This window comes from Ruegeria lacuscaerulensis (assembly GCF_013034685.1).
Lineage (GTDB): Bacteria > Pseudomonadota > Alphaproteobacteria > Rhodobacterales > Rhodobacteraceae > Ruegeria > Ruegeria lacuscaerulensis_B.
On sequence record NZ_WQGO01000003.1, the window covers coordinates 521,742 to 542,143 of the forward strand.

General features: G+C 58.5%; 20 protein-coding genes. 13 read left to right on the forward strand and 7 right to left on the reverse strand.

Features of this window, described 5'->3' with window-relative positions:
- Positions 1-10 precede the first annotated feature (10 nt).
- Positions 11-466, reverse strand: a complete 456-nt coding sequence (locus GOV80_RS10275; protein ID WP_170769454.1) for an Lrp/AsnC family transcriptional regulator — start codon at positions 464-466, stop codon at positions 11-13.
- 146 nt (positions 467-612) lie between these two features.
- Between GOV80_RS10275 and hppD the strand changes: the two genes are divergently transcribed.
- Positions 613-1,710 (forward strand): 4-hydroxyphenylpyruvate dioxygenase, encoded by a 1,098-nt coding sequence (hppD, locus tag GOV80_RS10280; RefSeq protein ID WP_170769455.1) that lies wholly within the window; start codon positions 613-615, stop codon positions 1,708-1,710.
- 46 nt (positions 1,711-1,756) lie between these two features.
- Here hppD and GOV80_RS10285 read toward each other — a convergent pair whose 3' ends face one another.
- Positions 1,757-3,562, reverse strand: coding sequence for a hypothetical protein (locus GOV80_RS10285; protein WP_336510149.1), 1,806 nt, complete (start codon positions 3,560-3,562; stop codon positions 1,757-1,759).
- A 258-nt stretch (positions 3,563-3,820) separates the two neighbouring features.
- Here GOV80_RS10285 and GOV80_RS10290 point away from each other — a divergent pair, with 258 nt between their 5' ends.
- A complete protein-coding gene (locus tag GOV80_RS10290; RefSeq protein ID WP_170784450.1) occupies positions 3,821-4,516 on the forward strand; it encodes an SIMPL domain-containing protein in 696 nt (231 codons plus the stop codon).
- Between the two features lie 2 nt (positions 4,517-4,518).
- Here the strand turns inward: GOV80_RS10290 and GOV80_RS10295 are convergent, their stop codons facing one another.
- From GOV80_RS10295 to GOV80_RS10305, 3 genes are all read right to left on the reverse strand, one after another.
- Positions 4,519-5,229 carry a GNAT family N-acetyltransferase gene (locus GOV80_RS10295; RefSeq protein ID WP_170784689.1) on the reverse strand — a complete coding sequence of 237 codons (711 nt, stop codon included), beginning with the start codon at positions 5,227-5,229 and terminating at the stop codon, positions 4,519-4,521.
- A 3-nt stretch (positions 5,230-5,232) separates the two neighbouring features.
- Entirely contained in the window at positions 5,233-6,525 is a 1,293-nt protein-coding gene (locus GOV80_RS10300) for an O-acetylhomoserine aminocarboxypropyltransferase/cysteine synthase family protein (RefSeq protein WP_170784452.1), read from the reverse strand.
- 72 nt (positions 6,526-6,597) lie between these two features.
- Positions 6,598-7,593: a hypothetical protein gene (locus GOV80_RS10305; RefSeq protein ID WP_170784691.1), complete on the reverse strand. Its 996-nt coding sequence runs from the start codon at positions 7,591-7,593 to the stop codon at positions 6,598-6,600.
- A 157-nt stretch (positions 7,594-7,750) separates the two neighbouring features.
- Here GOV80_RS10305 and GOV80_RS10310 point away from each other — a divergent pair, with 157 nt between their 5' ends.
- The 3 genes from GOV80_RS10310 (at position 7,751) to preA (ending at position 11,227) form a co-directional block, all read left to right on the forward strand.
- The gene (locus tag GOV80_RS10310; RefSeq protein WP_170784454.1) at positions 7,751-8,383 is read left to right on the forward strand and encodes a cupin domain-containing protein; all 633 of its coding nucleotides are present in this window, start codon (positions 7,751-7,753) and stop codon (positions 8,381-8,383) included.
- Positions 8,384-8,543: 160 nt separating this feature from the next.
- Positions 8,544-9,878: an NAD(P)-dependent oxidoreductase gene (locus tag GOV80_RS10315; protein WP_170784456.1), complete on the forward strand. Its 1,335-nt coding sequence runs from the start codon at positions 8,544-8,546 to the stop codon at positions 9,876-9,878.
- Between the two features lie 44 nt (positions 9,879-9,922).
- A complete protein-coding gene (gene preA / locus GOV80_RS10320) occupies positions 9,923-11,227 on the forward strand; it encodes an NAD-dependent dihydropyrimidine dehydrogenase subunit PreA (RefSeq protein ID WP_170784458.1) in 1,305 nt (434 codons plus the stop codon).
- A gap of 48 nt (positions 11,228-11,275) precedes the next feature.
- Here preA and GOV80_RS10325 read toward each other — a convergent pair whose 3' ends face one another.
- Complete coding sequence (locus tag GOV80_RS10325) at positions 11,276-11,500, reverse strand: N-(5'-phosphoribosyl)anthranilate isomerase (protein WP_237215754.1); 225 nt, start codon at positions 11,498-11,500, stop codon at positions 11,276-11,278.
- 34 nt (positions 11,501-11,534) lie between these two features.
- On the reverse strand, positions 11,535-12,143 hold the full coding sequence (locus GOV80_RS10330) for a TetR family transcriptional regulator C-terminal domain-containing protein (RefSeq protein ID WP_170784462.1): 609 nt from the start codon (positions 12,141-12,143) through the stop codon (positions 11,535-11,537).
- Between the two features lie 171 nt (positions 12,144-12,314).
- Here GOV80_RS10330 and GOV80_RS10335 point away from each other — a divergent pair, with 171 nt between their 5' ends.
- The 8 genes from GOV80_RS10335 (at position 12,315) to GOV80_RS10370 (ending at position 20,399) form a co-directional block, all read left to right on the forward strand.
- Complete coding sequence (locus GOV80_RS10335; RefSeq protein WP_170784464.1) at positions 12,315-13,565, forward strand: Zn-dependent hydrolase; 1,251 nt, start codon at positions 12,315-12,317, stop codon at positions 13,563-13,565.
- Between the two features lie 92 nt (positions 13,566-13,657).
- A complete protein-coding gene (gene hydA / locus GOV80_RS10340) occupies positions 13,658-15,112 on the forward strand; it encodes a dihydropyrimidinase (RefSeq protein ID WP_170784466.1) in 1,455 nt (484 codons plus the stop codon).
- Between the two features lie 54 nt (positions 15,113-15,166).
- On the forward strand, positions 15,167-15,964 hold the full coding sequence (locus GOV80_RS10345) for an ABC transporter ATP-binding protein (protein ID WP_170784469.1): 798 nt from the start codon (positions 15,167-15,169) through the stop codon (positions 15,962-15,964).
- A gap of 24 nt (positions 15,965-15,988) precedes the next feature.
- Positions 15,989-16,921 (forward strand): ABC transporter permease, encoded by a 933-nt coding sequence (locus GOV80_RS10350; protein WP_170784471.1) that lies wholly within the window; start codon positions 15,989-15,991, stop codon positions 16,919-16,921.
- Positions 16,918-17,763: an ABC transporter permease gene (locus tag GOV80_RS10355; protein ID WP_170769469.1), complete on the forward strand. Its 846-nt coding sequence runs from the start codon at positions 16,918-16,920 to the stop codon at positions 17,761-17,763. The genes GOV80_RS10350 and GOV80_RS10355 overlap by 4 nt, the downstream gene beginning before the upstream one ends.
- Positions 17,764-17,816: 53 nt before the next feature.
- Complete coding sequence (locus GOV80_RS10360) at positions 17,817-18,806, forward strand: ABC transporter substrate-binding protein (RefSeq protein WP_170784473.1); 990 nt, start codon at positions 17,817-17,819, stop codon at positions 18,804-18,806.
- Positions 18,807-18,958: 152 nt separating this feature from the next.
- Positions 18,959-19,672 (forward strand): ABC transporter permease, encoded by a 714-nt coding sequence (locus GOV80_RS10365; protein WP_170784475.1) that lies wholly within the window; start codon positions 18,959-18,961, stop codon positions 19,670-19,672.
- Complete coding sequence (locus GOV80_RS10370) at positions 19,665-20,399, forward strand: ATP-binding cassette domain-containing protein (RefSeq protein WP_170784477.1); 735 nt, start codon at positions 19,665-19,667, stop codon at positions 20,397-20,399. Before GOV80_RS10365 ends, GOV80_RS10370 begins: the two co-directional genes overlap by 8 nt.
- Positions 20,400-20,402: the final 3 nt, after the last annotated feature.

The following is a 20,402-nucleotide window of genomic DNA, read 5'->3' on the forward strand; positions in this document are numbered from 1 at the left end:
TCCTCTCGGGTCAGGTGGGCAGGGGCGCATCGCGCTTGAGTTGGTCCATCACGATCTGGCTTTGCACCCGTGCTACCGCAGGATGCGGCAGTATCACTTGATGAAGCAAGCGATTGAGCGCGGAAAGATCGTCGCAATATACATGCAGCAGATAGTCAGCCTCGCCGGTCATCGTCCAGGCGCTGGTGATCTCGGGTCGCGTGTCCACCAAACGGGCGAAACTGTCGGATTGCTCGGGGCCATGGGTGCCCAGATGTACCTGGATAAAACCTTGCACCTGCAAGCCAAGCTTCAGTGGGTCCAGCCGCGCGGCATAGCCGGTGATATACCCCTCGGCCTCGAGCCGTTGACGGCGGCGTCCGGCCTGACTGGGCGACAGGTTCAGCATCTCACCCAATTGATGGGCCGTCAGGTGCGCATTTGTCTGAAGCGCCGACAAAAGCCGTGTGTCTATTGAATCCAACACCTGCGCAAATTCCTCATTAAATCATCAAAACGTGCGGATATCTCGCACTTGAACTTAGTTTACTCGAAAACAATGCGCAGAAACAGCGCCGAATAAGACATATTTTGGAATCAGCAAAGAAATTCCTGTTTTCACGGAGACGCGCCATGGGACCCTTCCCGCATAACGCCCCGAAATCTGTCATCAGCCCCGAAAATCCGGCCGGAACCGACGGGTTCGAGTTTGTCGAATTCGCCCATCCCGAGCCGCAGGAACTGCGCGACCTGTTCGCCAAGATGGGGTTTGAGTTGGTCGGCCACCACAAGGACAAGCCCTCGGTCGAGCTGTGGCAGCAGGGCGACGTGACCTATATCCTCAACGCGGATCCCGAGAGCTTTGCCGCCAAGTTTGTCGCAGAACATGGCCCTTGCGCCCCGTCGATGGGCTGGCGAGTTGTGGATGCGAAAAAAGCCTTCGAGCATGCCGTCAGCAAGGGCGCCGAGCCCTATGATGCTGCGGACAAAACGATGGACGTTCCCGCGATCAAAGGGATTGGCGGATCGCTGATCTATTTCATCGATCAATATTATGACACCTCACCCTATAATCAGGAATTCACATGGATCGAACAGTCCAAGCCGCGCGGCGACGGGTTCTATTACCTCGATCACCTGACCCACAACGTCTACAAGGGAAATATGGACAAGTGGTTCAAATTTTACGGCGATTTGTTCAACTTCCGTGAGATTCGTTTTTTTGACATTCAGGGTAAGTTCACCGGGCTTTATAGCCGCGCGCTGACATCCCCCTGCGGCCGTATCCGCATTCCTATCAACGAAGACCGGGGCGAGACGGGCCAGATCGTGTCCTACCTCAAGAAATACAAAGGCGAGGGTATTCAGCATATCGCGGTCGGCAGCGAGGACATCTATGCCTCGACCGATGCGATTGCCGAAAAGGGTCTGAAGTTTATGCCGGGCCCGAACGAAGCCTATTACCACATGTCCAAGGACCGCGTGGCCGACCATGAAGAGCCGCTGGACCGGATGATGAAACACGGCATTCTGATCGACGGCGAGGGCGTGCTGGACGGGGGCGAAACCCGGATCTTGCTGCAAATCTTCTCGAAAACCGTGATCGGCCCGATTTTCTTCGAGTTTATCCAACGCAAAGGAGATGACGGGTTTGGTGAAGGAAATTTCCAGGCTCTGTTCGAATCCATCGAGCGCGAACAAATCGAATCCGGTGAAATTTCAGCCGCTTGATCCTGTGTCTTAACTTGATCTCGGGGGCGGCCTGCGCCCCCGGTGATCAACTTCTGGGCAGCCGCAATGTTACGTTCTGGCCGCGTTTTTGATAGCGCAGTTCGGAATCGCCAATCGCCACCACATTGCCGCCGTCCAGCCTGTCTCCGACTTTCAACTTCTTGTAGCGCCCACTGGGCAGACGCACCAAGGCGCGTCGGTTGGCAGGCGTCCCATAGACGCCGATCAGGTTCAGCTTGCGCAGGTTGATCGCGTTATCGATTGTCGCCTGCCGCGCGACCGAAGCAGAGGACGGGATTTTTGGCGCGACCGCTTTGGGCTGGAAGGACTCCGCCTCGTCAACGGATTGCGCAACGGCGGCGGTCGATCCCAAATTCACAGTGTTAACACGCGCGCTACGAGCTGCCCCGGCAGGGCGCGGTTTAGGGCGCGGGACGCGAACTACGGCCAGTGCGGTGGGTGTGTAGTCAATCTCTGGCGGCTTCAGGGATGCAGGTCGCAGTTTGGGGCGCAAGACTGCCAATTCCTGCAATGTGCGCCCGCCAAGCTGCTGGCGCTCGAACTGGTCGATCAGGTTCTCGGGGCGCGGCTTTGGCGGCAGCTCGGCCAGACGCGATGTCGCCTCATCAGGGACAGGCTCTTCCTCGAACCGCACGGGGACATCCGGGGGTACTTTCGACGGGCGGCCGAGATAGACGACAATGCCGTCCGGGTTCAACGTGCCCTCGGCAGTGGGTGTCACCAAGCCGCGCTCGTCCAACTCAAAACGGGTGCCTGCAGCCGATGGTTGCGCGACCGGGTCGAATTCCAGATCGGTGTCAAACCTTGCGACTTGCGGCAGGGCAACCGCGTCGCGCGACAGGTCCGACGGGTCGATGGAGGCCAGATAGATATCTTCGGCCTCAACAGCGACAGGGTTGTTCAGGGGCTGAGGTATTTCAAACCGCACAGCAGGCAGCAGCGGTTGCGGCTCAGGTTCGGGCGCGATCGGTTCAACAACGGTGGGCGCGACTTTCAGCGCCTCGAGGATGGCGACATCCGTAGCGGAAAGCGCAGGTTCTTCAGGTTCGGCAGGGGCCGGAATCGGTTCGGACGCGGCGGTTTCTATTTCAACGGGGTCACTTACGACCGTTTCTGTCGCGCGCGGTTCATCTGGTTCGGGTTCCGCGAAGTCCGTCACATCCGGATCGGCCTCCACAGATTCCAATGGTTCAGGCGGGGCGACCGCAATCTCGGGATCAACCTCGATTTGGGCGGTTTCCGTCTCTTGGACTTCGTCGTCGGGATTGCCGCCAAGCGCCCAGACTAAAATGGCCACCGCTGCAACACCTGCGACTGCTGCGGGAACCGTATATTGCGTCAGGTTCGCTGCATACGGAAAGGACCGAGTCTCGGCTTCAGGGACCGACCGGAAATCCGCAGCAGCGGGAGAGGGCGCTACGACATGTACAGCTGGTTGCGGAGTGTCGGGAACGGGTGCCGCGATAGGCTCGGGTGACAGGAACTGAGGCGCTTCGGGATAGTCTTCACCATCGGTTGGTGCCGTGATCTGAACCGGTACGAATCCATGTTCAGTGGCAAACTCGCGGGCTTCGGTTAGCGTTTGTTTCGCCACAGCGGCGACGTGAATGATCTGGTCCCTTGTTGCGGTATCATAAACCAGCTCGTCCAACGTGTAAGGCGTCGCGCTGGTCAGAGCCGTCTCAACAGATCCGTCCGCGCCATCGGCGTCGACAGCCAGATAGCGTACCTGATCTTTCGGCAGCACCAGCGTACAGCTCAGCTGCGTCTCAAGCGCAAAGGCCTTGTCGCGTAGCGTGGCAAGCTGCGCGCCCAGATCCGGCTCATCCACGAACACATCACCAAGCCAAAATGAGTCATTGTTGGCCAAATGGTGCAAAGAGATTCCGGTAGACGAAAAAATCAGCTCAAAGGCAGGTTTCATAAGCCGGACGAACCATAGTTATCAGGGTCAAAACAGACAGGCATCCCGTCCGCAGACCGACATTAAAGCAGGATCTTGCCGAGGGAAAGAAAAAGCCGGGTTTCCCCCTTGTTCGGCAGACCCTTGCCACCCCATCTTGACAGTAACGAAATCGGAGGGAAGACCTTGAAGAAATTCGCTTTTCTGGCGGCCTTGATGGCCGCAACCGCGGTTGGCGCAGCCCATGCGGAAGAACGTCGCATCACCGTTAGCGCAGCAGGCACTGTGCTGGCTGAACCGGACATGGCCACCATTACTTTGGGCGTTACCAATGAGAATGCGCAGGCCGCTGCCGCGATGAAGGCCACGTCAGATGCTGTGTCGCAAATCCTGGCACGGCTGGACCAGATGGGGATCGACGCGCGCGATGTGCAGACCCGCGATCTGTCACTGTCACCGGTCTGGGCGGGCCGTGGCAACCAAGCTGGAGAACGGCCTGAAATCTCGGGCTTTTCAGCCTCAAACCGCGTGTTTGTGCGGGTGCGTGATCTGACGCAGTTGGGCGCAGTGATGGATGCGGTCATCCAAGACGGGGCCAATGATTTCGGCGGTCTCAGCTTTGGTATTCAAGACCCCAAACCGCTGGAGGCTGAGGCGCGTGCCAAAGCCGTGGCCGAGGCGACAGCCAAGGCCGAGCAACTGGCGCAGGCAGCCACGGTCACACTGGGCCCTGTTCAGCAGATCAGCGAGCAGGTCGGCGGCATCCGGCCTGCGGCCCAGATGCGCGAATTCGCGGCGGCGGATGCAGGTGGAATTCCGGTGGCAGGAGGCGAGGTCTCGGTCTCGGTCAATGTCACGATGGAGTTTGGGATTTCCCAGTAAGCTCAGCGTGATGCGCGGGCTTGCAGTGACTGGCGCTGCTGGCCCGTCTGGTCGAAGTTTTCAGGGGTCAACCATGCCTCGAAAGCCGATCGAATACGGGGCCATTCGCTGTCCAGAATCGAATACCACGCGGTGTCCCGGTTGCGTCCTTTATAATGGGTTGCTTGCCGGAAGATGCCTTCGAAGGTGAAACCCAGCCGCTCGGCCGCGCTGCGCGACGGCGCGTTCAACGCATCGCACTTCCACTCATACCGGCGATAGCCCAGTTCGTCGAAAACCCGCCGCATCATCAGATACATCGCTTCGGTCGCCACGGGCGTGCGCTGCATCAAGGGTGAGAAATGGATATAGCCGACCTCGATGACGCCGGCGTCGGGATTGATACGCAAATAGGTCGCGTGGCCAACTGGGGTGCCGGTTGCGTCCAGAATAGTGTGAAACATCGGGTCCGCGCTGCGTTCGGCCTGTTCCATCCAATCTGAGAACGCGGGCTCGGATGTGATCGGCTCTTCTGGCAAGTAGGTCCAGTTTCGACCGTCTTCGTCCTGCGCAAACGCCCGGTAGAGGCCGGACGTATGCTGTTTCGCGTCCAAAGGAACCACTGAACAAAACCGCCCCTGCATATCGGTGCGCGGTGGCATCGGGCGCGGGAACTCACCCGACACCAGTGCTCCGATGGGTTGGCCAAAGGCGTTGGTTCGGTGGTCCGTCATCATTCAGGCGGTGGCTTTGGACAGAGCCTGATCCAGATCAGCGATCAGGTCATCTGCATCTTCAATCCCGATCGAGACACGTACAACGCCGGGACCTGCCCCTGCAGCTTCTTGCTGTTCAGGGGTCAACTGCCGGTGCGTGGTCGAGGCCGAATGGATAATCAGCGAGCGCGCATCGCCGAGGTTCGCAACATGGCTGAAGATTTCCAGCGCGTTCACCAGCTTGACGCAGGCATCATAGCCGCCTTTGACTGCAAAGGTGAACAGCGCACCGGCGCCTTTCTTGTACTGCGCCTTGACCCGGTCGTGGTAGGGGGACGAGGGCAGGCCCGCATAGGTCACGTAATCCACCCGGTCATCGGCTTCGAGCCAGGCCGCAATCTTCTGCGCGTTCTCAACGTGACGCTCCATCCGCAGCGACAGGGTTTCGATCCCCATCAGCGTATAGTGCGCCGCCTGCGGGTTCATGGTCATGCCCAGATCGCGCAGACCGATGGCGATTCCGTGGAAGGTGAAAGCCAGCGGCCCGAAGGTCTCATGGAATTTCAGGCCGTGATAGGCGGGCTCGGGTTCACTGAGCGAGGGGAACTTTTCATTCGCCGACCAGTCGAACTTACCCGAATCCACGATGCAACCGCCTGTGACGGTGCCGTTGCCGGTCAGGTATTTGGTGGTCGAATGCACCACCAACGTCGCACCCTGTTCGATGGGGCGGCACAGGTAAGGCGTGGCCGAGGTGTTGTCGACGATCAGCGGAATGCCCGCCGCGTCCGCAACATCTGCCATTGCTCGGATATCGGTGACGTAGCCACCGGGGTTCGAAATGGATTCGCAGAACACAGCGCGGGTGTTTTCGTCAATCGCGGCCTTTACCGCCTCGGGGTCGTCCATATCGACGAACTTGGCCGACCAGCCAAATCGTTTGATGGTCTGGCTGAACTGCGTGACCGTGCCACCATACAGGCGGGTCGAGGCCACAACGTTGCAGCCCGGTCCCATCAGCGGGAACAGCGCCATGATCTGCGCCGCGTGACCGGATGAGCAGCAGACAGCGCCCACGCCACCCTCAAGCGTTGCCACGCGCTCTTGCAGCACGGCGACGGTGGGGTTGGTCAGACGGGAATAGATGAAGCCCACCTCTTGCAGGTTGAACAGCGCGGCCGCGTGGTCGGCATCACGGAAGACATAGGCCGTGGTCTGATAGATCGGCGTCTGGCGCGCGCCTGTGGCCGGATCGGGCCGGGCGCCTGCGTGAATCTGAAGCGTGTCAAAGCCGTAGGTGGGGCCGTCAGACATGGTCAAAATCTCCCTTTGGAATTTATGTTGCAGAATCTCTAGGCGATCAGGGGCGTGCGCACAACAACGCAGTCAGCGCATCCACAATCCCTTCGCCTTGATCTTGTTGCGGATAACCCGCTCGCGTTGCGGCAGGTTCTCGCGGTCGAACATCGCGCGAATTTTGTGACCTTTGCGCTGAATCACCAGTTTGCGGATCGGGTCATAGCCCTTGAGCACTTTCTTGATCCGGTTTGGGGCCGCCACTGTTTCCAGCACCTCGACCACATGATCGCTTTCACGGGCATAGAGCAGCGGAAACAGCCGGTAGTGGCAAGTGACAGAGCCGTCCAACAGGCCAGCGGGCAGGGCGTCGCGCCCTCCGCCCAGTGAATGAATGACCAGCGGCAGCGCTACCTGATCAAGCCAGGGGTCCAGCACCTGACCGGCCAGTTCCGGGATATTTTCGTCGCGTATGGCCCGCGCGTAGTCACGGAATCGCTCCCCAAACGCGCGCGGGCAGGAATAGAAGAAGTAGCCTGCGTTGAAATACAGGTAACGACGCCAGTAGTCATGCGGTTGGCCGGTATCCAGCGAACTGTCGAAATCCAGGCTGAACCGCTGATAGAGCGCCCGCCAAATTCCGTCGAAACCGGGGCCGTAGAGGGTCGGGCGGGGCCATGTCCCCTCGACCTTCAGCGAAGCGCTTGGGTGGGAAAAATCAAAGGGGACAGTGTTCAGATCACCGGTGATAAGCGTGTCACTGTCGAAGAACACAAAGGGCTCACCCTCGGGCAGGGCCAGCAAAGCCTCGATTTTGTTGCCGTAGGGGTAGCTTTCGCCAAATACCTGCGAGTCGAAGGGCAAAATCTCGACATCCAACTGGCGCAGCGCGTTCAGGATATCTTCGTTCTGAATGCTGGGGTCTTGTGACCAAAGCGGGCCGGGTTGGGGCACGGCGACGAACACACGACCGGCAAAGTCGGGGCTGCTGTGACGGAGTGAGGCGGCAAACAGTAGCGACTCGTATTGCAGGCGGTTGTTTTGTCCGATCAGGACGATGTTGAATGTCTTGGGGGTGGCCTGCATCGGTGTCCGGTCAATCACTGGGGTATTTCGGTTGGCGGCACAGTACGCAGGGGCGGCGGGCAAAACCAGATGTGAACACCGTATTGGGGCGCAAAATTTGAAAACCGGGACCGTGCCCCCATCTTATGCCAAGATGCCGAAACAGGAGATATCTCAAATGAGGGTCAACGCAGATTTCACCAAACGCGTCGCCGTTCACTTTGATCAGAACGAATGGGTCCAATCCCCCGCCGCCGGGGTCGAGCGGAAGATGCTGGACCGTATCGGTGAGGAGGTCGCCCGCGCCACCACGATTGTGCGTTTTGCTCCGGGCAGCGCCTTTGCCGCGCACACCCATGATGGGGGTGAGGAATATCTGGTTCTTGAAGGTGTCTTTCAGGATGAAACCGGGGATTTCCCGGTGGGCAGCTACGTGCGCAACCCGCCGACCTCGTCGCATACGCCTTCGGCCAAGGAAGGCGCGACGATTCTGGTCAAGCTGCATCAGTTCGATCCAGCGGATCGGACTGAGGTGCGGCGATCGATCAACGGGGCAGAGAAACTGCAACTGTTCAAGGATGCCCAAGAGGATGTCAGAGTCCTGAGCCTCGCCGCCGGTGAATCGCTGAAACTGGATGCAGAGCAAGGGCTGGAGCTGTTCGTCATCGAAGGGTCTGTTTCTGAAGCAGATGAAGAGTTTTCTGCCTGGGATTGGCTTCGATTGCCGCCGGAAACCCAGTCTGTTGCGACCGCTGGGACAGTTGGTGCCCGCGTTTGGATCAAATCTGGGCACCTCTCTGGCATGGTCTGACCGACAGCGACGCTGTAATTTTAGGCAGTATTTTCTGAAAACCGGGCCGTCGAGCCCGGTTTTTTAATTTTTTGACCATTTGGCAAATTTTACCAATTGATAAAATTTCAGACTGTGGCAAGCTGAGAGTACAAAAACCATATCTACAGGGAGTAGAGCGATGGCACAGGGCCAGATGGTCCCCGGCATTGTCTCCGGGCGGCTTTCCAGCGATGAGCTGACCTCGAATTTCACGGATCTGCATCCGCCATTGGCCGCGCATGAGGCCGCCGTGGCAGCAGATCGGTGCTACTTTTGCTATGACGCGCCATGTGTGACAGCCTGTCCGACGGACATCGATATTCCGTTGTTCATGCGGCAGATTCAGGCCGGTCAGCCTGAAGCGGCGGGTGAGACCATATTGGCGCAGAATATTCTGGGCGGCATGTGCGCCCGTGTGTGTCCTACCGAGACATTGTGCGAAGAAGCCTGTGTGCGCGAGGCAGCTGAGGGCGCTCCGGTCGAGATTGGGCGTTTGCAGCGTTATGCAACCGATAGTGTTATGGCAGACGGGGCGCATCCGTTTGTGCGTGCCGAGTCGACCGGCAAAACCGTTGCGGTGATCGGGGCAGGGCCTGCAGGTCTGGCCTGCGCACACCGGCTGGCGATGCTGGGGCATGAGGTTGTTATTCACGAAAGCAAGCCCAAGCCGGGCGGCCTGAACGAATATGGGATCGCGGCCTATAAATCGACCAACAACTTCGCGCAGGCCGAGGTGGATTGGCTAATGCAGATCGGTGGGATCACGATCGAGACAGGTTCGGTTCTGGGCGACACGATCTCTCTGGAGGGCTTGTCAGAAAATTACGACGCAGTTTTCCTATCCATTGGCTTGGCCGGAGTGAACGCTCTGCGCGCGGGTGGCGTTGGTAAGGATGGCGTGCGGGCTGCGGTCGAGTTCATCTCGGATGTACGGCAGACTGGTGATTTGACTGACTTGCCGGTGGGGCGCAATGTGGTCGTCATTGGCGGTGGCATGACCGCCGTGGACGCGGCGGTGAAGTCCAAGCTGCTAGGGGCGGAACATGTCACTATCGCTTATCGCCGGGGACGTGACGCCATGGGCGCCAGCCGGTACGAGCAGGACCTTGCGGCCTCACATGGGGTCAAGATCATGACCAATGTGCAGCCTGTGGCCGTGCACGGAAACGGCGCGGCGGCTGAGATTGAGTTGGAGTATACCTCGAGCGAGGGCGGTCAATTGACCGGGACGGGCGAAGTGATCCGCTTGCCTGCGGATCAGGTTTTGAAAGCGATTGGCCAGACGCTGGAAGGCGCGCCCGAAGGGCTGACGCTGGACGGCAACAAGATCGCTGTCACTGGCGCGGGTCGGACCTCGATGGCGGGTGTCTGGGCCGGGGGTGACTGCGCGGCTGGTGGCGAAGACCTGACCGTGACCGCTGTGGCCGAGGGCCGCGATGCGGCAATGGACATCCACGCCACACTGACGGCGTGAAACTGTTATTTTGGATGCTGAACCGCATCAGGAGGGCCTGATAAATGGCTGATTTACAGACAAACTTTCTGGGTATCGAAAGCCCGAACCCGTACTGGCTGGCCTCGGCGCCGCCGACCGACAAAGAATACAATGTCCGCCGCGCCTTCGAGGCCGGTTGGGGCGGCGTGGTCTGGAAAACGCTGGGGGCCGAGGGCCCTCCGGTCGTGAACGTAAACGGGCCTCGGTACGGTGCGATTTATGGCGCGGATCGGCGGCTGCTAGGGCTGAATAACATCGAACTGATCACTGATCGCCCGCTTGAGGTGAACCTGGAAGAGATGGCCCGGGTCAAGGCCGACTACCCGGACCGCGCGCTGATCGCCTCGATCATGGTGCCGTGCGAGGAAGAGGCTTGGAGAGCCATCCTGCCACGTGTTGCCGAAACTGGTGCTGACGGGATCGAGTTGAACTTCGGCTGTCCCCATGGGATGAGCGAGCGCGGGATGGGATCGGCTGTCGGGCAGGTACCGGAATATATCGAGATGGTCACGCGGTGGTGCAAGAAACACTATGACCGTCCGGTGATCGTGAAGTTGACGCCCAACATCACAGATATCCGCAAACCCGCCGAGGCTGCAAAGAATGGCGGCGCGGATGCGGTATCCCTGATCAACACGATCAACTCGATCACTAGCGTCAATCTGGACACGTTCAGCCCCGAGCCTTCGATTGATGGCAAGGGCAGCCATGGTGGCTATTGTGGTCCGGCGGTGAAGCCGATCGCTCTGTCGATGGTGTCAGAGATTGCGCGGGCGCAAGCAACGCATGGTCTGCCGATTTCCGGCATCGGAGGCGTGACCACATGGCGGGACGCGGCCGAGTTCATGGCCTTGGGCTGTGGCACAGTTCAGGTCTGTACGGCTGCGATGACCTATGGGTTCAAGATTATTGATGAACTGACGGCGGGCCTGTCCAAATGGATGGACGAGAAGGGGTATAAGGACGTCTCGGAGATTGTTGGTCTGGCCGTGCCGAACGTGACGGATTGGCAATATCTGAACCTGAACTATGTGGCGAAGGCCAAGATCGATCAGGACCAATGCATCAAATGTGGCCGCTGCTATGCCGCTTGCGAGGATACCAGCCATCAGGCGATTTCCATGTCTGATGATCGTGTGTTCGAGGTGATGGATGACGAATGTGTCGCCTGCAATCTATGCGTGGATGTGTGCCCGGTGGATGGGTGCATTTCGATGGTCCCGATGAATGCGGGCGAAATTGATCCGCGTACCGGACGGGAAGTGCAGCCTGACTACGCCAATTGGACGTCACATCCGAACAATCCGATGGCGAAAGCTGCGGAATAGGAGATTTTTCGTCGAAAAATCTTGGATCAGAAAATTCGACGAATTTTCTCAGAACAAAATGTCGATGGGGCCGCTGTGGCAGATCACGATATATTGGTTGGCGGTGCGGATCAGGTGGTATCCACGCCGCCTTATTTCTTGCTGAAACGTCTCATGCCCTACTTCTCTTTCCACCCAGCTCGTGGACCTGCGCACGACCGCACCGCGTTGCGCGGATTTGGTGGAAAACAACTGGTCGAGCCAGGGATCGGGATAGGGGCGAACGGTAATCATGGGCATATGCTGCCGCAATTTGGTTAACTGGACCTTAAGGCATAAGGAGTTTCCGGTAGAGCGTGTCTACAAAAGGTTCCGCGCCTTCAAAAGGATCTTCGTCCCCCAAAATTGCACGAACCTGTACGTCGAAATCGGCGTAGTGCTGGGTCAGCGCCCAGATCGAAAAGATAAGGTGATACGGATGAAGTTGCGCTATTTTCCCCTGATCCATCCAGCCGACAAGAATCGCCGTTTTCTCATCCACCAAGATCTTGAGGTCACTTGAAAGCGAGTCTTGAATGCGCGGCGCGCCTTGCACGAGCTCGTTGGCGAATAGGCGGCTTTCGCGCGGCAGATCGCGGCTCATTTCCAGTTTGCGTCGGATATAGGCGAGGATTTCCTCCATAGGGTCGCCATTGGCATCCAGTTCGTGCAGAGGGGCCAGCCATGTTTCCAGCAATCCGGACAGGAGCGCGGTGTGAATGGCCTCTTTTGTCGGGAAATAGTACAGGAGGTTTGGCTTGCTCAGGCCTGCCTCGGTGGCAATCTGGTCTACGGTCGCGCCGCGGAAGCCATGGGATGAAAACACGTTCAAGGCAGCCTCGAGAATCGCTGCGCGATTCTTTTTCTGAATTCTGGTGGGGGCGCGGTCTTTGGACATTGTTCCAGACTGTCTCATTTTACGGCAAGTGGGCGCTGGATAGGCCAAAAAATCTAATGGCGTCCTGCAATTTCTTGACTGATCTCGAACCCGTGATAGCGTGAGTTTGACCAGATGGTCAAATCAAGACACCAAAAGCGAGCCAAATCGCAAGCAACAGGGAAGAACAAGATGGCAGCTCCGGCGCAGAACCTCAGGATCAATGGCGACAGATTGTGGGACAGTCTGATGGAGATGGCCAAGATCGGCCCCGGTGTTGCGGGCGGCAATAACCGCCAGACCCTAACCGATGAGGACGCTGAAGGCCGCGCCTTGTTTCAGAAATGGTGTGAGGATGCGGGTTGCTCCATAGGCTTGGATCAGATGGGCAATATGTTTGCTCACCGAGCGGGAACAGATCCCGACGCTTTGCCGGTTTATGTTGGTTCGCACTTGGACACTCAGCCGACAGGTGGGAAATACGACGGCGTCTTGGGGGTTCTTGGCGGTTTGGAGATCATCCGAACGTTGAACGATTTGGGGATAAAGACAAAGCATCCCATTGTGGCTACGAACTGGACCAATGAGGAAGGGACACGCTATGCGCCTGCGATGTTGTCCTCGGGGGTGTTTGCCGGGATGCACACGCAGGATTGGGCCTACGCGCGTGAAGATGCTGAGGGTAAGGCCTTTGGCGATGAATTGCAGCGGATCGGTTGGCGTGGTGAAGAGGAGGTGGGCGCGCGCAAGATGCATGCCTTCTTTGAACTACATATTGAACAGGGACCCATTCTTGAGGCGGAAGGTAAGGACATTGGTGTTGTCACCCACGGTCAGGGGCTGAGTTGGACCCAGATCACGGTGAACGGCAAGGATGCCCATACCGGCTCGACCCCGATGCCGATGCGCAAGAATGCGGGTCTGGCGATGGCGCGGATTCTTGAGAAAGTGGACGAGATTGCGTGGTCCCATGCGCCCCATGCCGTTGGGGCGGCGGGGCATATCGATGTGTTCCCGAATTCGCGGAATGTGATCCCTGGCAAGGCGGTGTTTACGGTCGATTTTCGCTCGCCCGATCTGGACGTGATTCAAGATATGGAGGCACGACTGCGCGTTGCGGCTGAAGATATTGTCGAAGAAATGGGCTTGCAGATCGAGTTCGAGAAGGTCGGTGGGTTTGATCCTGTGCAGTTCGATGAGGGCTGTGTGGCGGCTGTGCGCGATGCTGCGGAACGGTTGGGGTATTCGCATACTGATATCATCTCAGGCGCCGGGCATGATGCGTGCTGGATCAACCGGGTGGCGCCGACGGCGATGGTGATGTGTCCTTGTGTGGATGGATTAAGCCATAACGAAGCTGAGGAAATCAGCAAAGATTGGGCTGCGGCAGGGGCTGATGTTCTGTTGCATGCGGTCGTCGAGACGGCTGAGATCGTGGAGTAGGGGGCGCTGCCCCCGTCGCCCGGTGGGCGACTCCCCCGGGATATTTTTGGCCAGATGAAGCAGGCGGCGCAGACCGCCACAGGGAGATTGAAATGAGCACTGTGATCAAGAACGGAACCGTTGTGACCGCCGATTTGACTTACAAGGCGGATGTGATGGTTGAAGGTGGCGTGATCACCGAGATCGGTCAGGATCTGAAAGGTGATAAGGAACTGGACGCGACCGGTTGCTATGTGATGCCGGGCGGGATTGATCCGCATACGCATCTTGAGATGCCGTTCATGGGCACCTATTCCAGCGATGATTTCGAAAGCGGAACACGGGCGGCTTTGGCTGGCGGCACCACGATGGTGGTGGATTTTGCGCTGCCTAATCCGGGGGAAAGCCTGCTGGATGCACTGAAGCGCTGGGACAATAAATCGACGCGGGCGAATTGCGATTATTCGTTCCACATGGCCGTCACATGGTGGGGCGAGCAGGTGTTTGACGACATTAAGACTGTCATCGAGACGCGCGGGATCAACACGTTCAAGCACTTCATGGCCTATAAGGGTGCGTTGATGGTGAATGATGATGAGTTGTTCGCCTCGTTCAAGCGTCTTGCCGAGTTGGGCGGCACCGCGATGGTGCATGCCGAGAACGGAGATGTGGTGGCCGAGTTGAGTGCTAAGCTGCTGGCCGAAGGCAATACAGGGCCCGAGGCACACGCCTATTCCCGCCCGCCGCAGGTCGAAGGTGAGGCGACAAACCGCGCCATTATGATCGCCGATATGGCGGGCGTGCCTTTGTATGTGGTGCACACCTCGTGCGAAGAAGCCCATGAAGCCATTCGCCGGGCAAAGATGCAGGGTAAACGGGTGTGGGGCGAGCCTTTGATCCAGCACCTGACCTTGGATGAAAGCGAGTATTTCCACCATGATTGGGAGCATGCGGCGCGGCGGGTCATGAGCCCTCCGTTCCGGAACAAGCAGCATCAGGACAGTCTTTGGAACGGTTTGCAATCGGGAACGCTGAGCGTGGTGGCCACCGACCATTGCGCCTTTACCACCGAACAGAAGCGATATGGCGTGGGCGATTTTACTAAGATCCCCAACGGGACGGGCGGGCTGGAAGATCGGATGCCGATGCTGTGGACCCATGGAGTAAATACCGGGCGTCTGACGCCGAACGAATTTGTGGCAGTTACTTCAACAAACATCGCTAAGATATTGAATTGCTATCCTAAAAAGGGTGCCATTTTGATTGGTGCGGATGCGGATATCGTTGTGTGGGACCCGGACAAAGCCAAGGTGATTTCAGCCGAAACGCAGCAGTCTTCGATCGACTACAACGTGTTCGAAGGCAAGGAAGTGCGCGGGTTGCCCCGGTTCACGCTAACCCGTGGTTCGATCGCTGTTCATGATGGTGAGATCCAGACACAGGAAGGACATGGGAAATTCGTGGCACGCGAGGCCAATACCCATGTGAACAAAGCGCTGAGCACCTGGAAAGAGCTGACCGCCCCGCGCCCGGTCGAGCGGACGGGTATTCCAGCGACGGGTGTGTGATTTGCGGGGGTGTCCTCTGGGCGCCCCAAAGCGAAACCTTTTCAAGGTAATGGAATGACTATTGAAAGTACGACCCAGCCTGTGATCGAGGCAAGGCAACTCGATCTCACCTTCCAAACCAATGACGGCCCGATCCACGCGTTGAAAGACGTGAACCTGACAATTGACAAGGGGGATTTCGTCAGTTTTATCGGCCCCTCCGGCTGTGGCAAAACTACTTTCTTGCGTTGTATCGCAGCGCTCGAGACGCCGACCGGGGGAACGCTGACCGTCAATGGCATGACCCCTGACGAGGCGCGGCGGAAGCGCGCCTATGGCTATGTGTTTCAGGCCGCGGGGCTGTATCCGTGGCGGACCATCTCCAAGAACATAAAACTGCCGCTCGAGATCATGGGCTATTCCGCCGCCGAACAGGAAGAACGGGTAAAGAAGGTTCTGGAACTTGTTGATCTGGAAGGGTTTGGTGGAAAATTTCCGTGGCAGCTTTCGGGCGGGATGCAGCAGCGGGCCAGTATCGCGCGGGCCTTGGCGTTTGATGCCGATATCCTGTTGATGGACGAACCCTTTGGTGCTCTGGATGAGATTGTCCGTGATCACCTGAACGAGCAGCTTCTGGCGCTATGGGCGCGGACTGAAAAGACCATCGGTTTCGTGACGCACTCGATCCCCGAAGCAGTCTATCTCAGCACTAAGATCGTGGTTATGAGCCCTCGGCCCGGTCGGATTACCGATGTGATTGACAGCCCTCTGCCAAAAGAGCGGCCTTTGGATATTCGTGACACGCCGGAATTTATCGAGGTTGCACATCGCGTGCGCGAAGGGCTGCGGGCGGGGCATTCCTATGATGATTAAGGCAACCAGACTGCGGGGCGCGCGATGAAAAACTTGGTGCCTATCTTGGTGGTGCTCGCGGCAATTGTCGCGCTGTGGTACGCAGCAGTGGCCCCGATGAACATTCGCATCTCGCTGGATCAGGCCGAGCGCGCGGGGCAGGTAGTGACACCTGAAACGTCGCGCGAACGGCGAGAGACTTCGGTCTGGGTTCTGATGGCGTCAAACCCCGGAGCGATTTCCGGCGGCTATGCGCTGGAACGTCCACGGCTGCCGACCCCCGGACAGGTTGGGCAGGAGCTGTGGAAAACGACCGGTGAGATGGTGGCCAAGGGTCGTGCATTCTCGAAACGGTCGCTGATCTACCATGCTGGAATCACGCTGAAATCCACGCTGTGGGGTTTTCTGCTTGGCACAACGCTGGGCATTTTGGCGGCCGTAGCCATCGTCTATTCGCGTGTCGCGGATATGAGCCTGATGCCATGGGCGATTATAAGCCAGACCATCCCGATTGTGGCGCTGGCGCCGATGATTATTGTCGTCAGCTCTCAGCTAGGGATTGAGGGGCGCGGGGTGCCCAAGGCGGTAATCTCGGCCTATCTGTGTTATTTCCCGGTGCTGGTGGGAATGGTCAAAGGGCTGAGGTCGCCTTCGCTGCCGCAACTGGATTTGTTGAAGACCTATAACGCCTCGGGCGCGCAGGGGTTCTTTAAACTTCGGCTGCCATCTTCGGTGCCGTATCTGTTCACGTCGCTTAAGGTTGGGATCGCTGCTGCATTGGTCGGCACGATCGTGGGTGAACTGCCGACCGGGGCTGTGTCAGGTTTGGGTGCCAGAATCCTGATCGGAGACCAGTTCGGAACACCGTTGGCCATCTGGGCGGCCCTGCTGGCTGCCGCCATTCTGGCGGGCTTGCTGGTGACACTGTTGGATATGCTGCAGCGACTGGCCCTGCGCCGGATGGGGTTGAACGCATGACCTGGCTATCCTTTGCATTGCTGTTCTGGGGCTTGGCCTGGTTCGTGAACTACCGGCTGGCCATCTCGTCTTATCGCAAAACCCGCGCGGCGCGCATTTTTGTACCGGTGCTGTTTGGCATCACGCTGTTGGTGCTTTGGGAGGGGCTGGTGCGCGGGCTGGGTGTTTCGCCGGTTATCCTGCCGCCACCTTCAGATGTGGGGACAGCCTTTGTGCAGTCATCCGGCATTTTGTGGGAAGACTTCAAGCAAACCGTCTTCAAGGGCGCGCTGACCGGATTTGTGATCGGGTGTGCTGCGGCTTTTGCTTGTTCGGTTGCCATTGACCGCTCGGCTTTTCTAACGCGTGGTCTGCTGCCCATCGGGAATTTCGCGGCGGCGCTGCCCATTGTCGGGATCGCGCCAATTCTGGTCAGTTGGTTCGGGTTCGATTGGCACTCGAAAGCGGCGGTTGTCGTGGTCATGGTGTTCTTTCCAATCCTGGTGAATACCGTGCAGGGCCTGCGCGAGGCGGATGCGATGCAGCGTGACCTGATGCGGACCTACGCGGCCGGGTATTGGCAGACCTTGTGGAAACTGCGCTTGCCAGCAGCGATGCCCTTTGTGTTCAATGGGTTGAAGATTGCAACCACGCTTGCTTTGATCGGGGCGATTGTGGCCGAGTATTTCGGTTCACCCACACGCGGCATGGGGTTTCGGATTTCGACCGGCGTCGGCAGCCTGTCGATCGACCTTGTTTGGGCCGAGATCGCAGTAGCCGCGCTGGCCGGGACCGTGTTTTATGGCCTTGTCGCGGCGGCGGAAAAGGCGGTGACCTTCTGGCATCCGTCGCAACGAGGATAGGAATTCAACAGACCCCGACAACGGGGCATAAACAGCAACTAGGAGACATGAAGATGAAAAAGCTACTCAGCGGGGCGGTTGCCGCCTTTGGCCTGACCGCCGGTACCGCATGGTCCGCCGATGAGGTGACATTGCAGCTGAAATGGGTCACGCAGGCGCAATTTGCGGGCTACTATGTGGCAGCCGATAAGGGGTTCTACGAGGAAGAAGGGCTGGACGTTACCATTTTGCCCGGCGGCCCCGACATCGCACCAACTCAGGTGATCGCGGGGGGCGGCGCGGATGTGACTGTCGAATGGATGCCTGCTGCGCTGGCCGCACGTGAAAAGGGTCTGCCGCTGGTAAACATCGCGCAGCCATTTAAAAGCTCGGGCATGATGCTGACCTGCTGGAAGGATGCCGGTATTGCATCACCGGATGACCTTAAGAACCGCACGCTGGGTGTCTGGTTCTTTGGCAACGAATTCCCCTTCATGAGCTGGATGAGCCAGCTAGGCATCGACACTGGCGGCAAGGGCGAGAGTGGGGTTGAGGTCCTCAAGCAAGGTTTCAACGTTGATCCTCTGCTGCAGCGCCAGGCCGATTGCATCAGCACCATGACGTATAACGAGTACTGGCAGGTGATCGACGCGGGCGTAAATCCCGATGAGCTTGTGACCTTCAAGTACGAAGATCAGGGTGTCGCCACGCTTGAAGACGGCCTCTACGTACTGGAAGAAAACCTGAGCGACGAAGCCTTTGTCGACAAGATGGAACGGTTCGTCCGTGCCTCGATGAAAGGCTGGAAATACGCCGAGGAGAACCCGGATGAGGCCGCCGAGATCGTGTTGGACAATGACGCGACCGGAGCGCAGACCGAAAAACACCAAAAGCGCATGATGGGTGAGATCGCCAAGCTGACCGCAGGGTCGAATGGCGCTTTGGACCCGGCGGACTTTGAGCGGACCGTGGGTACTCTGCTGGCCGGTGGTTCTGATCCGGTCATCACCCAACAGCCTGAGGGGGCGTGGACCCACAAGATCACCGACGCAGCGCTGAACTAAGCCCGGTTTAAACCGAATTGAGCGCGGCCCCGGTTGGGGCCGCGTTTTGCGTTTCTGATGTCGGAAAAGTGTCTGTACTTAGCCGGGAAATGACTTAGTATTCCTTTGTAAATTATCGCATTTCATACGAAATTGCGACTGGATGGAAAATTATGCAAGGATTTGCATCAGAATTCAATTCAGCCTTGGGTCTGATCCTGACAGGGGATTCAGAGCTGTGGGCGATTGTGCTGTTGTCGCTCAAAGTTTCCGTCTTCGCTGTATTGATTTCTGCCCTGATCGGGATGCCCGTGGGCGCGGCATTAGCCGTTGCGCGCTTTCCGGGACGGCGGATGTTAATCGTGCTGATGAATGCTCTGATGGGCTTCCCGCCGGTTGTTGTGGGCTTGTTGGTCTACCTGATGTTATCCCGATCCGGGCCGCTGGGTGTTCTGGAGTTGCTCTATACCCCGACCGCAATGATCATCGCGCAGGTTGTTCTGGTGACACCTATTGTGGCCGCGCTGACCCGGCAAGTGATCGAGATGCTGGCCGAGGAATATTCGGAACAGCTACGCTCGCTCGGGGTGTCGCGTTTAGCCTCGGTGCCGGTGCTGCTGTGGGATGCGCGCCTGGCGCTGGTGACTGCGCTGTTGGCCGGGTTCGGACGTGCCATTGCCGAGGTGGGCGCGGTGATCATCGTTGGCGGCAACATCAATCATGTGACGCGGGTGATGACGACGACCATCGCGCTGGAAACCTCGAAGGGCAATCTGGCGCTGGCGCTGGCCTTGGGCGCGATCCTGATCGGGATTGCGGTGGCGGTGAATGCCATGGTCAGCACCGTCAGCCTGCGCGCCGAGCGGGAAGGGTTGCGCCATGCGTGATTTGGTGTGTGACATGGCCAGCAGCCTGACGGTTCGGGATGTGAAGATAACACGCAAGGGAAAGGTCCTGCTGGACGTTGCGCATTTGTCTTTGGACGGGCCGGGGCCGACGCTGATCCTTGGACCGAACGGGGCTGGGAAAAGCCTGTTGTTGCGTTGCCTGCATGGTTTGATCGCGCCTGACCGGGGGCGGATCGAACAGGACGGCGTGCCTTTGTCTGGCGCGCACAAATCCCGGCAGGCGATGGTGTTTCAACAGCCGGTGCTGTTGCGCCGCTCGGTCGCGGCCAATCTGGATTTCGTGCTGAAGCGTCAGGGCCTTTCTTGGGGCCAGCGCAAAGCCCGGATCGAAGACTTGCTGACCGAGGGCGGTCTGGACGGAAAAGGACGGCAATCCGCGCGCTCTTTGTCGGGGGGGGAGGCACAGCGGCTAGCCATTCTGCGTGCTCTGGCGTTGGAGCCTGAGACGCTGTTTTTGGATGAACCCACCAGTGCGCTGGACCCGAGTGCCACGCAGATGATCGAACGCATGATCCAGCGCGCCTCTCGCCGAGGGGTGCGGATTGTCATGGTGACACATGATATCGGTCAGGCGCGTCGCCTTGCAGCGGATGTCGTAATGATGCAAGGCGGCCATGTGGTTGAACTCGGGGTTGCCAGACAAGTATTGGACGCCCCGCAAAGTGACGCCGCGCGTCGTTATCTTGCTGGTGGGCTCGTGACCTAACTC

Excerpts from the sequence above, each read along its gene's own strand:
- hppD (WP_170769455.1), top strand. The coding sequence starts at position 613 with ATGGGACCCTTCCCGCATAACGCCCCGAAATCTGTCATCAGCCCCGAA.
- GOV80_RS10295 (WP_170784689.1), bottom strand. The coding sequence starts at position 5,229 with ATGACGGACCACCGAACCAACGCCTTTGGCCAACCCATCGGAGCACTG.
- GOV80_RS10300 (WP_170784452.1), bottom strand. The coding sequence starts at position 6,525 with ATGTCTGACGGCCCCACCTACGGCTTTGACACGCTTCAGATTCACGCA.
- GOV80_RS10305 (WP_170784691.1), bottom strand. The coding sequence starts at position 7,593 with ATGCAGGCCACCCCCAAGACATTCAACATCGTCCTGATCGGACAAAAC.
- GOV80_RS10310 (WP_170784454.1), top strand. The coding sequence starts at position 7,751 with ATGAGGGTCAACGCAGATTTCACCAAACGCGTCGCCGTTCACTTTGAT.
- GOV80_RS10315 (WP_170784456.1), top strand. The coding sequence starts at position 8,544 with ATGGCACAGGGCCAGATGGTCCCCGGCATTGTCTCCGGGCGGCTTTCC.
- preA (WP_170784458.1), top strand. The coding sequence starts at position 9,923 with ATGGCTGATTTACAGACAAACTTTCTGGGTATCGAAAGCCCGAACCCG.
- GOV80_RS10325 (WP_237215754.1), bottom strand. The coding sequence starts at position 11,500 with ATGATTACCGTTCGCCCCTATCCCGATCCCTGGCTCGACCAGTTGTTT.
- GOV80_RS10330 (WP_170784462.1), bottom strand. The coding sequence starts at position 12,143 with ATGTCCAAAGACCGCGCCCCCACCAGAATTCAGAAAAAGAATCGCGCA.
- GOV80_RS10335 (WP_170784464.1), top strand. The coding sequence starts at position 12,315 with ATGGCAGCTCCGGCGCAGAACCTCAGGATCAATGGCGACAGATTGTGG.
- hydA (WP_170784466.1), top strand. The coding sequence starts at position 13,658 with ATGAGCACTGTGATCAAGAACGGAACCGTTGTGACCGCCGATTTGACT.
- GOV80_RS10345 (WP_170784469.1), top strand. The coding sequence starts at position 15,167 with ATGACTATTGAAAGTACGACCCAGCCTGTGATCGAGGCAAGGCAACTC.
- GOV80_RS10350 (WP_170784471.1), top strand. The coding sequence starts at position 15,989 with ATGAAAAACTTGGTGCCTATCTTGGTGGTGCTCGCGGCAATTGTCGCG.
- GOV80_RS10355 (WP_170769469.1), top strand. The coding sequence starts at position 16,918 with ATGACCTGGCTATCCTTTGCATTGCTGTTCTGGGGCTTGGCCTGGTTC.
- GOV80_RS10360 (WP_170784473.1), top strand. The coding sequence starts at position 17,817 with ATGAAAAAGCTACTCAGCGGGGCGGTTGCCGCCTTTGGCCTGACCGCC.
- GOV80_RS10365 (WP_170784475.1), top strand. The coding sequence starts at position 18,959 with ATGCAAGGATTTGCATCAGAATTCAATTCAGCCTTGGGTCTGATCCTG.
- GOV80_RS10370 (WP_170784477.1), top strand. The coding sequence starts at position 19,665 with ATGCGTGATTTGGTGTGTGACATGGCCAGCAGCCTGACGGTTCGGGAT.